Genomic DNA, 15030 nt, shown 5'->3' with positions numbered 1-15030 from the left:
TTCCCTTACCCCCTCAGTCCGTGCCGCCGTAATACTTGTGGTAAGCGACAATTGCCTCGACAAACCGGGCGAACCAGCGAAAGTCCTCCTCGTTGTGAATCCGATCGATGGCGGGCATCAAGACTTTGGCCAGCGCGCCCACCGAGCGCCGCTGCCGGGCAGCGGCATAGGCCAGCTGCACCTTGAGAAGCGGCACGTCGTCAGGCTCGAAACCATGGGCGAACTTGACGCTCAGGGCGTTGACCCTTGTCAGCAGACGCCGCAGCTGGTTCGCTTTGAGCTCAGAGCTCAGCAAGCGGCCCAGCTTGTCCGCATGCTCAACCAGGGCCGCCGAATCCAGCTGGGACAGATGTTCTTCCGGTTTGATGGACTCGATCCAGGCCACGTGTGCCGATACGTCCAGTTCCCGGTTTGACCCGCCGCCCCCCTGGGGCCGGGACTGAGCCGCGCGGCTCCTGGTGCCGCCGAGTGGTGGGAGCTTATGATCATTCATTCGCCGTACCTCCTCGCCCGATCAGATCGATCCACTGCACGAACGGGGCAAACGGCGCCATCGCCGCTGGGTATTCGATCACGAACTTGCGCCACGCCTCCCAGACCGGGTCTCTGCTCAGCTCTTTGTCCACTCGGGTGAGCAAATACGCCAGCCGGGGCAGGTAGAGCGGACCGTGCTCCTCCCAGTAGTCGACGAGGCCCAGCAATCCGTAGAGGATCCGGCGCGGAATGCGGGTTCCCGGGCGGTCCGGCAGACCCAGCGGTCCGAGCGCCGGCTTCACGAATCCTTCGATCAGCGCAAGGGCCTCATCCCACTTCAGTGCAGCCTTCCGCCTGTGCGGCGTGACTCTGGGGGTTGGGCTGCCGGTGAACAGCGGGGCAATGCTGTCGCGGTCCTGACCATCCGGGCCCCGGTTCTGCTTCGCTGCCTCCTCGGCCTCGGCGGCCATCTCGGCCAGCCGGTGGATGGGCTGATGGTAATCTGCGGCCACCATGCCGCCGGAGAGAGTGAGCCGACCGCCGGTAAAGCGGTGAAAGGCGCTCCGGATGTCAAAGGCCAGTGCGAGCGTCTGATCCCACGCACCCGTGATGAAGAGGTCATCGCCGCCGGAATAGACCACCACTACCGGCCGGGGTCCTGCAGCTACCGTGAGCCGGAGCGGCTCCAGACCCTTGCCGAGATCACCGGCACAGATGCTGTTGAGGTGCAGCTTGAAGAAGCGCGTCAGCGCTCCCGAGAGGCCGGCGGTACGGTAGAAATCCCGGCAGCCTTCCGGCAGCCCACCGCTGAAGAGCTGCCCCAGCCGGTCGACATCCATGCGCAGCACGCCCAGCAGCGGCTTGCCCGTCGACCGCTCCGCCAGCTCCGCAAAGGTGATCATGCCGTCGCCCTGAGCAGACTTCAGGGCGTAGGTGCCCAGCCAGACCGGATAGGGATCCTCCCCGATCGCCAGGGCGTCTGCCTTCAGCGCGTTGAGCGCCATGACCGCCCGGCGCTCGGGGATCTGCGCGACCGCCGCCGCGCTGTCGCAGAAATGGTACCCGGTGCCGGCGATGACGAGGTCCGCTCCTTCTGTGGCAGCTGCGACCAGGTATCGTGTCCGGGGTAACCGACCACCTGCACGGGCAACGCTCAGGCAGAGAGGGCAGGCCAGCACCTCTTCCTCATCCGGATCCCGGTCCAGCGGCTCCGGTTCGTCGGTTTCCTGCTGGCAGACGGAGCAGGCCGCGCGCCCGAGGGGCCGGGGCTCCCAGAAACCGGGGTGCAGCGCCGCCTGGTGGAATTTGCGGCTCTTGTCCTGACGCAGCTGCTGCGAGACCAGGCGCCAGATCTCCGGCACCGCCTCCGACCCTGGGGCGAGCGCGGCGAGATCGAACTCGGAACAGCCCATCGCCAGGTAAACGCGCCCGCCCAGTTCGCCGAGCAGCCACTGGTTGAGCTCCGCGTGTACGGACTGAATGCAGTCGCGGGCTCGCGGCGTGTCAGGCGTGAGCAGGTAAAGATGGCCGGCCCCCAGGTAGACCAGATTGGCCCGGGTCAGCCCCAGCCCGTCCAGCAGCCGGCGGGCTGCCTCCTCCGCGATCAGCTCCAGGAAGAAGGAGCGGGCCCGGAGGCTTCTGAGCGCCCCCTTGGCGCTGATGGTGTAGATGAAGCGCTGAACCCCCGAAAGATCCCCGCCCACCAGAAGCAGCCGGTCGGTTCCGTGCGCCAGCGCCCCGGCCGCAGCGGCTGTTATCCGCGCCAGGTCTGCGAATGCAAGGCCGGGGGCACCGGCCGAGACTGCCCAGGCGTATTTCTCCAGCACGAAAAGCAGCGCGTTCGGCTCCGGCGGCAGCACCGACAGATCCGCCGCCAGCCGGGCGCGCAGCGCGGCTGCCGCTGTGCGCAGTGTGCGAGCGTCAGGCCGGTCCTGCAGGGGGTAGGCGGGCCGCAGCGAGAGCTCCTGCGGAAGCAGCAGCAGCGGGGAGCGGTCGGAATCACGATGGACCATGGAAAAAATCGATTCATGTGGCTGGGTCAGATCAGGGGGCGCGAAGCCCGTCGCGGCCCGGGCGCGGTCAGCGGCTGCCCGCGCAGCGGGATCGATCTCAGCCAATCGGCCGCGCACTGGACGGGCGGCGGCGGCCTCTGGTCCGACAAGGTCCAGCACTGCCTGACACAGCACCGCCAGCGATGCCTCACGGGCCAGGGTCATGTTCTCACCTCTTTCTGCGTCAGGGCGACATGCCCCAGGCCAAGGTGGGTGCGGGCACCGACGCCGCTGAAGCATGCAAACCGGAGCAGCGCCAGCGCGAGGTTAGCGGTCTCGGGTGGGCAGCCGCCGGGCACGTTGTAGACCACCTCGCCCACAAAACCGGTAATACGGTGGGTGGGAAAGGTGACGGCCCGGGTACGCAGACGATAGCGGGTGATCCGCAGCCGCCCGAGGTCGGTCAGAACCTCAGCCGGAAACTGGATCGGACTGTACATGTTGAACCGTGCCAGCATGGCGCTGAACAGGGTGGCCGGGTCGGGCAGCATTCGGTCAGGGTGGATATGGGTGGGGGTCAGGAACTGGAGCCCGAAATGGCGGGGGGTCTCCTCCTGGTCAAAGAGGGCCTGGTAGGTGAGCGGCTGGGGGTGCACGGGCTCCAGCGCGTGAAGCACAGCACTGCCGCTGCCGAAGGGAACCACCTGGCCCCGCAGACACATCAGGTCCGACAGGGCAGCGGTCAGCTCTCTGGTGAGGACTCCCACCACGAAACGAGTGCGGCCCTCGCTGCTCTCCACCTGGGCGAGGGAAAGCGGCTTGCGTGCGCCGGGGTAGTTTGCCAGTACGGAGCCGGAGTAGTGCAGGAGCAGGCCGTAAACCTCTTCCGGCGATGGATTCGGGGCCGGGGGCGTCAGCGTCAGGTAGTACTGCTGGAGGGCGGTCATGCGCCGAGCAGCTCCTCCACCGCCTGAATCAGATCCGGCACCCACGGCTCGGGCGCAGGGCCCGACAACACCTCGGCAACCTGACGCATCGACTCCAGAAGCGCCGGGATGCCGCCGTCGTAGTCAATGTCCTCTGCCGCAATGCCCTGGGTGCCGTGCGCGACCGGCGTGCGATTGCGCAGGCTGAGAACGGGTTGGTAGTCCTCCAGCGCCCTGGCCAGGCCGGTGGCTCGGGTGTCACCCTGCTGCCCGAACCAGGACAGCACCGCGACGGCGATGCGCGGGTTGATGTTCAGCTCCCGCCACCGGATTCCCGCCTGGTCCAGATACTCCGCCAGATCCGGATGACCCGCGACCCACTCTGGGTCCAGCCGGAGGGATCCCTTGCGCCTAGCGGCTCCATACTGGTTGAGGGCGACGTTCGCCGCGACGTCGGTGAATGAGTAGACCAGCCCCACAACCACCAACAGCTGGCCCCGGCGTTCGTACCACCCGGCCAGGTCGACGATCTCGTGCAGGCGGAAGGCAGCCAACTGCTCGTCCTTTTTCTTCTGTGGATCGAGCAGTACCTGGTCCAGCCATACGGCCTGATTGGTGAGGCGGCTCAGCAAGTTCCGGTGGGCGTCTGCCCTGGCATCCCGCTGGGCACGGTTGGCTGTGGCTGCCGCTTCGCGGAACCGGAAGGCGGTGCGAAGGTGGGCATATTCCACCAATGCGCGGGCCAGCCGGAACCGGTCCTTTTCGACGATCAGTTCTTCGCCATCATCCAGGAGTGTCAGTGCACCGAAATAGTCCTGCTGCCGGAGGTGGGAACTCACCTGACGGATCAGATCCCGCCGCTTCAACTCCCAGCCCAGTCGATTTGCCGCTGCTACCTCCTGGGACTTGGACACAGAGACAAGAATCACGTTCGGCAGCAGGTCGGTTGCATGCAGGAGGAGCATCGCGTTCATCGCCTGGGGCCCGCCGGTGATGGCCACCAGGCAGGTCTCGTTGTCGGTGCGGATCCGCTTCAACCGCTGGGAGAAAAAGGTGTGCATCGAATCCCAGTCGGACGGGTCTTCGGTACAAGGGAGGACCTTAACGGAAAGCCCAGGCCTGATGGTCATCAGCCACTTCTGGAGTAGCTGGGCCGCCGCAATCGTGTCCTGGGCTTTGAAGCGTTCATGCACCAGGGGATTGGCGGACTGGTCGGTACCGAAGAGGTAGACGCGTTTCAGGTTGTAGCCCTCCAACTCGATGAACCGGAGGTACTTCTGCATCAGGGGGAACTCCACCCCGTCCGGAACCTCCTCGAGGCTGAGTAGGCGTTCAGTGGCTTGCCGGTAGTTGTAGCCCCTGGGGTCCTCTGTCGGAAGCACCACCCCGTCGGGAGTCTCAACCTCGGTTGCGATCTGCAGGTCGCTGTTGCCGACGTTTGCGATCAGGATGGCATCCACTTCGACCAGCCCTTTCACTAAATCCTTTTCGTACAACTTGTAAACGGAATCGCTGTAGTATTAATGCATATATCTTCTGGATCATAAGAGTGATTTCCTTGCCGCCTCGGCCCGATGGCCAGCGGGTGACCGCCCGGTCCTCGACCGTTAGTGGGTGCCGAGACCGCGGGAGTTGAAGCTTCTGTTCGGCCACGGCGGGCGCCAGCGCCGCCTGCGCCACGGTTTGACGGACATGCCAGCAGGTGCCGGTGAGCGCATCGGCCCAGATGAGATCGCCGGGGCAAGGAGAGCTCAGCCGAGCCGACTCGGCCCCGCAATCCGGGGACCATTCCAGGGACTGCACGCCCGCATCACCCCTTCGCGAAACGATGCAACGGAGATAAGAGGTTCGGTAGTCTAAGATCAATATATAGACTTCACTGATGTTAGCAAGTTTCCTTCCCAATTGATGGACACTATCTGTTCGGCGGGGGAACAGGGCGGGGCAGCCAGCATCTGGTGCTGGCTGCCCCGTTTGTCTTAGATTCGTCCCAGCGGTTGGTACCGTTCTGCTTTGGCGCGCAGTTCAGTGGAGCCACGGTGCCTCAGCCATGGATACATCTGGTGAGGAAGAACCTGTTCAAGCAGTGGTAAGGGCTTCAATGGAGCCACGGCTTTTCAGCCATGGATACCAGAACATGCCCCCCAAACTGCGCAATGATCCAAAGGGGAGCTTCAATGGAGCCACGGCTTTTCAGCCATGGATACCGCATCAGGGCCGTGTCCTGAAGTTCCTCTCGAAGGGCTTCAATGGAGCCACGGCTTTTCAGCCATGGATACTGGTGGTATCGGAGGACGGCTCTATCGTCCGAATCCCGCTTCAATGGAGCCACGGCTTTTCAGCCATGGATACAGCGCCCACCTAGAACCCTGGTGCCACAAGGGTTTCCGGACCCATTTTCGAGCGGTCCCCAACAACGGCAAAAAATCGACCTGATATTTCCTTCTCCGGCAGCTCTCAATTCCCCTCCTGCCCTACAACCACAAGCGTTTCGAGCGGTCCCTGGGAGTCGCTGCATCACCCCGCCGCTCGAAACACACATGGTGCACTGCAGATCGGCACGCTGCCGGCCCAGACCACCACGGCCCGATCACAGCTCTTCAACCCGCACCCCCAGGCTGCGCAGGTCGGCGAAGAAGGCCGGGTACGACTTCGCCGCGTGGTACGCGTCCCGAATCACCACCGCGGGCCTGCAGGGAGACGATCGTCAGCGGATCACCCGGTGGTCGATGCGGCTCTCCGCCGTCACCCCGCCCTCCACCCCTTCGGGCCGGCCGTGAGAATGGGTACAGCCTCCGCCTGGAGCCCTTGTACCACAAGCGTTTCCGGCCGCGATTCCTGACTGCTGCCAAGACCCGCCCCAGATCGACCTGTTCGTTCCTTCTTCTCCCCGTATCCCTTCCCCTCCTGCCCAGCAGCCGCACGGGCTTCCAGCACGACCGGAGTCGCTGCACCACGTCGGCGCCCAAATGGACAAGTACAGTACGTATCGGCAAAGCGAGCACACAGCCGGATGACGCACAGAGGAAGACCAGCCGTGTGCAGACCGGAAACTCGCCCCGCGTGGCCCGGCAGGGGTTCGCCTGACGATAAAGAAGTGTTGATCAGGTAGCGACAACCGGAAAAGGAGTGGTTTGTGCTCGCTGAGGAGGGGTGGTCCATGCTCCCGCATCACACCGCTTCCACCGCAGACAAACAGTCCGTTGATGTCGCACGAGAGGCATTCCTCGCTGGAGAGACGCTTGAACTTCCCGGCCTCCGCCCGGAGGTAAGGTCGGCCTGGGTCCGCTCCAGAGCGGCCGGGGTCGACCCGGAGCTGAAGCATGTTCCCTTGCTTCTGGAGGGGCCGGAGCTGCACGAATACCAACGAACCCACGACATCTACCGGGCCGGACGTCATGCGGCCCGGGCGGCGGCAGCCCTGCTCGAAAACACCGGATGCGCCATCGTCCTGACCGACGCATCGGGGCTCGTGCTCTACACCGGCGGCGACCGGTCCATGCTCCGCCATGCCGAGCGCGTCGGCAGCCTGCCGGGGGCCTCGTGGCGGGAAGACCTGGTCGGCAACAACGCGGTTGGGACCTCGCTGGTCGTCCGGCGGCCCGTCCAGTTCTGCGCAGCGGAGCACTGGTCGGCGGGCTGGATCGACTGGGCCTGTTTCGCTGCCCCCATCCGCTCCCCGTCGAGCGAAACCGTGCTGGGGACGGTCGCCCTGGTGACGCGCAGCAGTCAGGTCGACGAGGCGATGCTCCCCTGGGTGACCGAGGTGGCCGGGACCCTCGCCGCACAGGTCGGTCAGATGCACGCCGCCCAGATCGCCCTGCTGCAGGCAAGAGCTGCCCAGCTTCGGCGCTGGTTCCCGGACAGCGGCCTGCTGGCCCTGACGCCCCAGGGGCGCGTGGTCTGGACGGCCGGCCCCGTCCCCCCCGGCCTGCTGGAGCAACTGGCGCAGGACGTTTTCCCGGCCGGATGGGGCGACCGGCCGGAAGAACGGGAGGTCGCACTCGCCGACGGCACCCGCTGCCTCTCGATTCCGCTTCACCAGGGCGCCGAAGTGCTGGGCCACGTCGTCCTCGTCCCGGCCCGTTCCGAGCCGGACGCAGCGCCGCACACGCCGCCCGCCCTGCACAAGCTCGTCGCCTGGCGCGACGGCCGGGCCGTGCTGTTCGATCCGCGGGACGTGCTGGCCCTCTCCGCCGAGGACGGCCGCGTCCACATCCTCACCGACTCCGGCCGGTGGCCCACCCCGTACCGCTCCGTCCGCGAGGTCGCCCGGCAGCTCCCCGACGGTACCTTCTTCCAGACCGACCGGGGCACCCTGGTCAACCTGAGCCGCGTGCGGGAGATCCACCCGATGTTCAACCGCACCGCCACGCTGATCATGGCCGACCGCCACCGTACGGCCATCCCCGTCTCGCGCCGCCGCACGGCGGCGCTGCGGCGCCTCCTCCGGTTCTGACCGCTCAAACCCATTCTTGTACCGCTCACCGCACCGCCGGGCCCGGTAAGGGCCCGGCGATTCTATTCTGCACCTTGCGGCAGATAACATGGAATCTGGAGCCAACTCTCATGCGGAGGAGGTATGAGCCGTGAACATCCCGAGGTCGACCCTGCTCCAGATGTACCGGGACATGGTGACGATCCGCCGGTACGAGGAGACGATGGCCGAGGCCTACCTGGAAGGCAAGCAGCCCGTCTTCAACATCGCCGCAGGGCCCGTGCCGGGTGAGATGCACCTGGCGGCGGGCCAGGAACCGGTGGCCGTCGGCATCTGTGCACACCTGAAGAAGGACGACGCCATCGCCGGCACACACCGGCCCCATCACTTCGCAATCGCCAAGGGCGTGGACCTGAAGCGGATGACCGCGGAGATCTTCGGCAAGGTCACGGGACTGGGCCGGGGCAAGGGCGGCCACATGCACCTGTTCGACACCGACGCCCACTTCTCTTGCAGCGGTATCGTCGGGGCGGGCATCCCACAGGCGACGGGGATGGCCCTGGCTTTCAAGAAGCGGAATGAGCCGCGGGTGGCCGTCGCCTTCTTCGGCGAGGGCGCCGCCAACCAGGGCTCCTTCCACGAGTCGCTGAACCTGGCCGCGCTCTGGAAGCTGCCGGTGATCTTCGTGGTGGAGGACAACGCCTACGCCATCTCCGTGCCCAAGAAGGCGTCCACCGCCATCGCCTCCAACGCCGACCGGGCAGCGGCGTACGGCATTCCGGGGATCTACGTCGGCGAGAACGATGCCATCGCCGTGTACGAGGCCGCCGGCGAGGCCGTCGCCCGTGCCCGCCGGGGTGAAGGGCCCACCCTCATGGAGGTGAAGACCGACCGGTACTACGGCCACTTCCAGGGCGACGCCGAGGTCTACCGCCCCAAGGACGAGGTGGCCACGCTCCGCAAGAACGACCCCATCGACCGGATGCGGAAGTATCTGAAGGAAAACGGCATCTGCACCGACGAGGAGATCGCCGCCCTGGAGGCCGAGGCGCAGCAGCGGGTCGACGAGGCCTTCGCCTTCGCGCGCGAGTCGCCCTATCCGGACCCGTCTGAGGCGCTCCTGCACGTCTTTGCCGAATAGGAAAGGGGGAAGCTCACATGACCGTTCAGACCGCGCGTAAGCTCACCATGGCCCGGGCGATCTCCGAGGCCATCGCTCAGGAGATGGAGCGGGATCCCAGCGTCTTCGTCATGGGTGAGGATATCGGCGTCTACGGCGGCATCTTCAGCGCGACGACCGGACTGCTGGAGAAGTTCGGGCCCGAACGGGTGATGGACACCCCCATTTCGGAGACCGCCTTCGTGGGCGCCGCGCTGGGGGCCGCGGCGGAAGGGATGCGCCCCATCGCCGAGATCATGTTCATCGACTTCGCCGGCGTCTGTCTCGACCAGATCTTCAATCACATCGCCAAGAACACGTACATGTCCGGCGGAAGCGTCAAGATGCCGCTGGTCCTGATGGCCGGCGCCGGCGGCGGGTACTGCGACGCGGCGCAGCACTCCCAGTGCCTCTGGGGCATGTTCGCGCACCTGCCGGGCCTGAAGGTCGTGGTGCCCAGCACCCCCTACGACGCCAAGGGGCTGATGATCTCGGCCATCCGCGACGACAGCCCCGTGCTCTACATCTTCCACAAGGGGCTCATGGGCCTGGGCTGGATGACCCTGGTGAAGGACGCCACCGGTCCCGTGCCGGAAGAGCCCTACACGGTTCCCATCGGCAAGGCCGACATCAAGCGGGAGGGGACCGACGTCACCATCGTATCCGTCTCCATGGGCGTCTACCAGGCGCTGCTGGCCGCCGAGGAGCTGGCGAAGGAGGGCATCTCGGCGGAGGTCCTCGACCTGCGCTCCCTGGTGCCCCTGGACCGGGACGCCATCGTCGAGTCCGTGAAGAAGACCCACCGGCTGCTGGTGGTGGACGAGGACTACCTGAGCTACGGCATGACGGGCGAGGTGGCGGCCACGGTGGCCGAGCGGGCCCTGGAGTACCTGGACGCGCCCGTGAAGCGGCTGGCCGTGCCCGACGTGCCCATTCCCTTCTCCCGGCCGCTGGAGCAGGCCGTGCTGCCCGATGCGCCCAAGATCGTCGCCGCCGTCAGGGAGCTGATGGCATCGTGAGGAATCGAGGCGAAGCGGCATGACCATGGAGTTTCGTCTGCCGGCCGTGGCAGAACCCGAGGCCGAAGGATTCGTCGTCAACTGGTTCAAGGACGAGGGACAGCCTGTGAAGAAGGGTGAACTGCTCCTGGAGGTGCAGTTCGAGAAGGTGACCAGCGCCATCGAGGCGCCGGTGGACGGGGTGCTCACGAAGATCCTCACCCCCCAGGGGGAACCGGTGCGGGTCGGGCAGCCGCTGTGCCTGATCGCCCCGGCTGAGGCTGCGGCGGCGGGAACGGCTGCTGAGGCAACGGCCGCGGCAGCGGCGACGACCGAGGCGGCCGCGACGGCCGGAAGCGACCCGGTCCAGCCCGCCCCGGCCGTACCCCGCCCCGACGCCCCCCGGGCGACGCCGGCCGCCCGGCGGCTGGCCCGGGAGCTCGGCGTCGACATCCGCGAGGTCACCGGCTCGGGCCCGGGGGGCCGGATCAGCGAGGCCGACGTCCGCCGGTTTGCTGAGGCGCGGTCCGCGGCGCCGGCGTCTACCCCCTCCCGCCAGCCGGCGGCTGCGGCACCGGCCGGCACCGCTGCATCCCCGGCGCCGCCGGTTTCCGGGCAGCTGGAGAAGCTCTCCCCCGCCCAGCAGGTGGTCGGCGAGCGGATGCTGCTCAGCCTGCGGGAGACGGCCCAGTTCACCCTGGTCCGGGAAGTGGAGGTCACCGCCCTGGTGGCGCTGCGGGCGCGCCTGAAGCGGGCGGCCTCGCCGGTGACGCTGAACGACCTGATTCACCGGGCCGTGGTGATCGCCCTGCAGCAGCACCCGTACATGCAGGCGCGGCTGGAGGAGGGCGGTGCGCCGTCCCGGAACGCCCGCCTGCGGGTGCCGGACGGCGTCAACCTGGGCTTTGCGGTGGCCCGGGACCGCGATCTGCTGGTGCCGGTGATCCGCAGCGCCCACACGCTGGACCTGGCCGGGCTGGCCGCCGAGCGGATGCGGCTGACGGAGGCGGTCCGGGCCGGAAAGGCCTCCCCGCTGGAGCTGCAGGGCGGGACCTTCACCGTGAGCAACCTGGGAGGCCACGGCATCGACCACTTCACCCCCATCCTGAACCCGCCTGAGCCGGCCATCCTCGGGGTCGGGCGCACGGTGGAGCGCCCGGTGTTCCGGGGCCGGGCCATCGAGCCCGCCCAGTTCCTGACGCTGAGCCTCACCATCGACCACCGGGTGATCAACGGCGCCGACGGGGCGGCGTTCCTCGCGACCCTGGCGGAGCTGCTGGAGGCGCCCGAGGAGTGGGCGATCGGTGGGTAGCCCGACCGGCGGCGGCCGGGCGGCCGCGGAAGCCGTCCCGGCGGTGGGGATCATCGCGAACCCGTACTCGGGCAAGGACATCCGCCGGCTGGTCGCCTACGGCGCCACCGTGGACAATCTGAGCAAGGTGCGCATCCTGCAGCGTGTGCTGGTGGGACTGCGCGAGGCAGGGGTCCGGCTGGTCCGCTACATGCCGGACCCCTTCGCCCTCCTGCCCGCCGCCTATGAAGGCCTGCGCCCTGCCGACCGGGAAGGGATGGTGCTGGAGCCGGTGTTGGCGGAGATCGCCGGCGAAGCCGCCGACACCGTTCAGGCGGCCGTCCGCATGGTGGCGCTGGGCACGCGGGTGATCATCACCCTGGGCGGCGACGGGACCAACCGGCTGGTGGCCTCGGTGGCCGGCTCGGTACCGCTGATGCCGCTCTCCACCGGCACCAACAACGCCTTCCCCACCTGGGTGGAACCGACCATCGCCGGCCTGGCGGCGGGCCGGGTGGCCCTGGGGGCGGCGGAGGGCCTCCGGAGGGAGAAACGGCTGTGGGTGGAAGTGGGCGGCCGCGCGGAGATCGCCCTGGTGGATGTGGCCCTCCTGCGGGGCGACCACACGGGCGCCGGTGCCATCTGGGAGCCGGAGAGGCTGCGGGAGCTGGTCGCCACCCAGGGGCTGCCGCACGCCATCGGCCTCTCGGCCGTGGTAGGGCAGGTCTGCCCGCTGGACCGGTCAGAGCCCGGCGCGGTGCACGTCGTGTTCGGGCCAGGTTCGGCCGTGCGGGCGCCGATTGCGCCGGGCCGTTTTGAGACGCTCTCGGTCGCGGCGCACCGGCGCGTGGACTTCGGCGCCGCCGTGGTGATGGGGCCAGGTCCCGGGGTGGTCGCGGTGGACGGCGAACGGCTGCTGACGGTGCCGCCGGGCGTGCACCCGGTGGTGCGGGTGGCGCCCGACGGTCCGGTGGTGATTGATCCGGTGGCTGTGTTGGCGCGGTAGAGCCGCCCGGTTATGTAGACCGGGCGGCTCTTTCGTGTTGCTTTCCCGTGGACGCCAGAGTTGTTCAGTTTGGCCGGGACCTGGGGGAATCTGGGCACACTGCTGGCAGTGTCAGGTTCGAGGCTACATCGTGCGGCTGTTGCGCTCCTAATTGGAGCCACGGCTTTTCAGCCGTGGATACAACAGGGTCGACTACCGCCTCGTCACCGACTGGTTCCTGCTTCAATGGAGCCACGGCTTTTCAGCCGTGGATACAGTCGTACCGTACCAGGTGTTGCCGAGGGTGCCATCCGGCTTCAATGGAGCCACGGCTTTTCAGCCGTGGATACCCCGCACGAGGATGAGCGCATTCTGTGCGACGGCTGCGGCTTCAATGGAGCCACGGCTTTTCAGCCGTGGATACTCCCAGGTAAACGTCCACATGGCGATGCTCAGGATTCGGCTTCAATGGAGCCACGGCTTTTCAGCCGTGGATACTCAGCCGGGCAAGTTCGCCATCGTCGAGGACCACTCGCAGCTTCAATGGAGCCACGGCTTTTCAGCCGTGGATACGGTCTACTTTGTTATGGCCGACACCGGAGCCGAAAAGCCAGGCTTCAATGGAGCCACGGCTTTTCAGCCGTGGATACTCGGTGATGCAGAGCGCATCGCCTGCACCCTGCTCACCAGCTTCAATGGAGCCACGGCTTTTCAGCCGTGGATACGCCACGAGGACAGGAGGAGCTACCACGATTTTCTGTACGCTTCAATGGAGCCACGGCTTTTCAGCCGTGGATACCAGAACCGTGTCGAACCAGTACGTCATCAAGGACCGGCTTCAATGGAGCCACGGCTTTTCAGCCGTGGATACGCAAGCTGTACTCGCGGCATCGCCACAAGCCGGCCTGGCTTCAATGGAGCCACGGCTTTTCAGCCGTGGATACACCAAAACCCCAGTTCGACGTGCCGTGCCAGATGAACCTGCTTCAATGGAGCCACGGCTTTTCAGCCGTGGATACTTCAAGCACTCTGGAACCGATCCCGACCTGATGATCTGCTTCAATGGAGCCACGGCTTTTCAGCCGTGGATACAGGTCGAAGAGTGATGCCTGAGGTTATTGCCTGGACCTAGCTTCAATGGAGCCACGGCTTTTCAGCCGTGGATACCGCCCCGTTGGCAGCCTTCTTCGTCCTGTTGATCACCCGCTTCAATGGAGCCACGGCTTTTCAGCCGTGGATACGGGTTTACCAGGGTGGAAATGGACTCCGAGGGCAAGCTTCAATGGAGCCACGGCTTTTCAGCCGTGGATACGTGACGGACTGGTGCGCGCGGAAGGCAGTGGTCACGCGGCTTCAATGGAGCCACGGCTTTTCAGCCGTGGATACGCTTACCGAGCATCAGCGTCCTTGACGGCCTTCAGGGGCTTCAATGGAGCCACGGCTTTTCAGCCGTGGATACATGTAACAGGAGCATGGCGGTGCGCTCGTTGTCGGAGATGCTTCAATGGAGCCACGGCTTTTCAGCCGTGGATACGGTGGAACTGCCAGACCTCCGTGATCGCCAGGTTATCGGCTTCAATGGAGCCACGGCTTTTCAGCCGTGGATACTTGCGGCCTATAATGGCGGGCCTGATGCGTGGGACTAGCTTCAATGGAGCCACGGCTTTTCAGCCGTGGATACCGTTTTCGTCTCGTCGGTAATCTCTTGTCGCAGCTCGTTGCTTCAATGGAGCCACGGCTTTTCAGCCGTGGATACGTACGACACCCTGACGTGGACGGGCCCATATCAGCCGGCTTCAATGGAGCCACGGCTTTTCAGCCGTGGATACGGCTCACCGACGGCGCACCGATGCCGCAGGAGCACCCGCTTCAATGGAGCCACGGCTTTTCAGCCGTGGATACCTCCCCTACAACCTCACCCGCAGGCGGCGAGGGGCGATGGCGCTTCAATGGAGCCACGGCTTTTCAGCCGTGGATACAGCGCCCATCTGGAGCCCTTGTGCCACAAGGCTTTCCGGACCCATTTTCGAGCGGTCCGTAACATGTCCCAAAAATCGACCTGATATTTCCTTCTCCACCACCTCCAAATTCCCCTCCCACCTTACAGCCACAAGCGTTTCGAGCGGTCCCCGGGGTTTACTACATCACTCCGCCGCTCGAACCCACACGTTGTCATGGAACACCAGCAGCAGGACTTTGCTCAGCAGTGCCAGAGAAACCGGAGCGCGCCCTCGGGGCGAGTACATGTCGGAAAACCACTCCTCGCGGATCAGCGTCAACCGTGGAGTACCATCTGTCCATGGAAAAGAAGTCCGCAGGCACGAGGGGCGGCACCGCCGGAACCTCTACGCCCGTCAAGGTGAGCTGCTTGCGCTGACATCCACATCACGTTGGCCAACCCCTGAGCTGAACGGGGTGTTCGCCCCGGGTGCCCGTTGTGAACAACCGTAAATGCGCTCAACAGCCATTACACAATAACAGGCCCGCGCTCTGGCATGGGTAACGACCGACCGAGGAACTCGATTGCCTTCGCCGCCCGGCCGTCGGCCGGCCCGAGGTTAACAATCATCACACGGTCCTCACGCTGGTTGATTAGGGGTAACAAGCTGCCCACCATCAACACCCGCTCCCGGTCAGACAGGTCACACACAAACACGGAGTATTGCACCGGATCGCCGTACCCGTTCATGCAGCGGTAAACCTTCCGCCAACGTTTGTCGTCACTGATGTCGTAGGCGACAAGATAACGGTTGCGCAATCAGACCCCC

At 65.9% G+C, this 15030-nt stretch carries 11 protein-coding genes and 2 CRISPR repeat arrays; of the genes, 5 read left to right on the top strand and 6 right to left on the bottom strand.

Annotated elements, in window-relative coordinates:
• Nucleotides 1–13: 13 nt before the first annotated feature.
• The 4 genes from csm2 to ACZ45O_RS03430 are packed head-to-tail and all read right to left on the bottom strand — an operon-like array spanning nt 14 to nt 4887.
• On the bottom strand, nt 14–493 hold the full coding sequence (csm2, locus tag ACZ45O_RS03445; RefSeq protein WP_464855574.1) for a type III-A CRISPR-associated protein Csm2: 480 nt from the start codon (nt 491–493) through the stop codon (nt 14–16).
• A complete protein-coding gene (gene cas10 / locus ACZ45O_RS03440; protein ID WP_464855572.1) occupies nt 486–2690 on the bottom strand; it encodes a type III-A CRISPR-associated protein Cas10/Csm1 in 2205 nt (734 codons plus the stop codon). The genes csm2 and cas10 overlap by 8 nt, the downstream gene beginning before the upstream one ends.
• Nucleotides 2687–3412 (bottom strand): CRISPR system precrRNA processing endoribonuclease RAMP protein Cas6, encoded by a 726-nt coding sequence (cas6, locus tag ACZ45O_RS03435; protein WP_464855570.1) that lies wholly within the window; start codon nt 3410–3412, stop codon nt 2687–2689. Before cas6 ends, cas10 begins: the two co-directional genes overlap by 4 nt.
• Nucleotides 3409–4887, bottom strand: a complete 1479-nt coding sequence (locus ACZ45O_RS03430) for a hypothetical protein (RefSeq protein WP_464855568.1) — start codon at nt 4885–4887, stop codon at nt 3409–3411. Before ACZ45O_RS03430 ends, cas6 begins: the two co-directional genes overlap by 4 nt.
• A gap of 526 nt (nt 4888–5413) precedes the next feature.
• A CRISPR array of direct repeats spans nt 5414–5743; the repeat unit is 36 nt; unit sequence GCTTCAATGGAGCCACGGCTTTTCAGCCATGGATAC.
• Between the two features lie 979 nt (nt 5744–6722).
• On the opposite strand from ACZ45O_RS03430, the gene ACZ45O_RS03425 reads away from it, so the two are divergent.
• The 5 genes from ACZ45O_RS03425 (at nt 6723) to ACZ45O_RS03405 (ending at nt 12283) form a co-directional block, all read left to right on the top strand.
• On the top strand, nt 6723–7850 hold the full coding sequence (locus ACZ45O_RS03425; RefSeq protein WP_464855566.1) for a LytTR family transcriptional regulator DNA-binding domain-containing protein: 1128 nt from the start codon (nt 6723–6725) through the stop codon (nt 7848–7850).
• Between the two features lie 130 nt (nt 7851–7980).
• On the top strand, nt 7981–8970 hold the full coding sequence (locus ACZ45O_RS03420) for a thiamine pyrophosphate-dependent dehydrogenase E1 component subunit alpha (protein ID WP_464855564.1): 990 nt from the start codon (nt 7981–7983) through the stop codon (nt 8968–8970).
• 17 nt (nt 8971–8987) lie between these two features.
• Nucleotides 8988–10007, top strand: a complete 1020-nt coding sequence (locus ACZ45O_RS03415) for an alpha-ketoacid dehydrogenase subunit beta (protein WP_464855562.1) — start codon at nt 8988–8990, stop codon at nt 10005–10007.
• Between the two features lie 19 nt (nt 10008–10026).
• Entirely contained in the window at nt 10027–11298 is a 1272-nt protein-coding gene (locus ACZ45O_RS03410; RefSeq protein WP_464855560.1) for a dihydrolipoamide acetyltransferase family protein, read from the top strand.
• Nucleotides 11291–12283, top strand: coding sequence for an NAD(+)/NADH kinase (locus tag ACZ45O_RS03405; RefSeq protein ID WP_464855558.1), 993 nt, complete (start codon nt 11291–11293; stop codon nt 12281–12283). Before ACZ45O_RS03410 ends, ACZ45O_RS03405 begins: the two co-directional genes overlap by 8 nt.
• A gap of 145 nt (nt 12284–12428) precedes the next feature.
• Nucleotides 12429–14241: a CRISPR direct-repeat array (repeat unit 36 nt; unit sequence GCTTCAATGGAGCCACGGCTTTTCAGCCGTGGATAC).
• Between the two features lie 165 nt (nt 14242–14406).
• Here ACZ45O_RS03405 and ACZ45O_RS03400 read toward each other — a convergent pair.
• Nucleotides 14407–14541, bottom strand: a complete 135-nt coding sequence (locus ACZ45O_RS03400; RefSeq protein WP_464855556.1) for a hypothetical protein — start codon at nt 14539–14541, stop codon at nt 14407–14409.
• 188 nt (nt 14542–14729) lie between these two features.
• A complete protein-coding gene (gene cas2, locus ACZ45O_RS03395) occupies nt 14730–15020 on the bottom strand; it encodes a CRISPR-associated endonuclease Cas2 (protein WP_464855554.1) in 291 nt (96 codons plus the stop codon).
• Nucleotides 15021–15030: the final 10 nt, after the last annotated feature.

This window comes from Symbiobacterium turbinis, from assembly GCF_055383075.1.
This window is presented reverse-complemented; position numbering and strand designations above follow the sequence as displayed.

Excerpts from the sequence above, each read along its gene's own strand:
- ACZ45O_RS03410 (WP_464855560.1), top strand. The coding sequence starts at position 10,027 with ATGACCATGGAGTTTCGTCTGCCGGCCGTGGCAGAACCCGAGGCCGAA.
- cas10 (WP_464855572.1), bottom strand. The coding sequence starts at position 2,690 with ATGACCCTGGCCCGTGAGGCATCGCTGGCGGTGCTGTGTCAGGCAGTG.
- csm2 (WP_464855574.1), bottom strand. The coding sequence starts at position 493 with ATGAATGATCATAAGCTCCCACCACTCGGCGGCACCAGGAGCCGCGCG.
- cas6 (WP_464855570.1), bottom strand. The coding sequence starts at position 3,412 with ATGACCGCCCTCCAGCAGTACTACCTGACGCTGACGCCCCCGGCCCCG.
- ACZ45O_RS03415 (WP_464855562.1), top strand. The coding sequence starts at position 8,988 with ATGACCGTTCAGACCGCGCGTAAGCTCACCATGGCCCGGGCGATCTCC.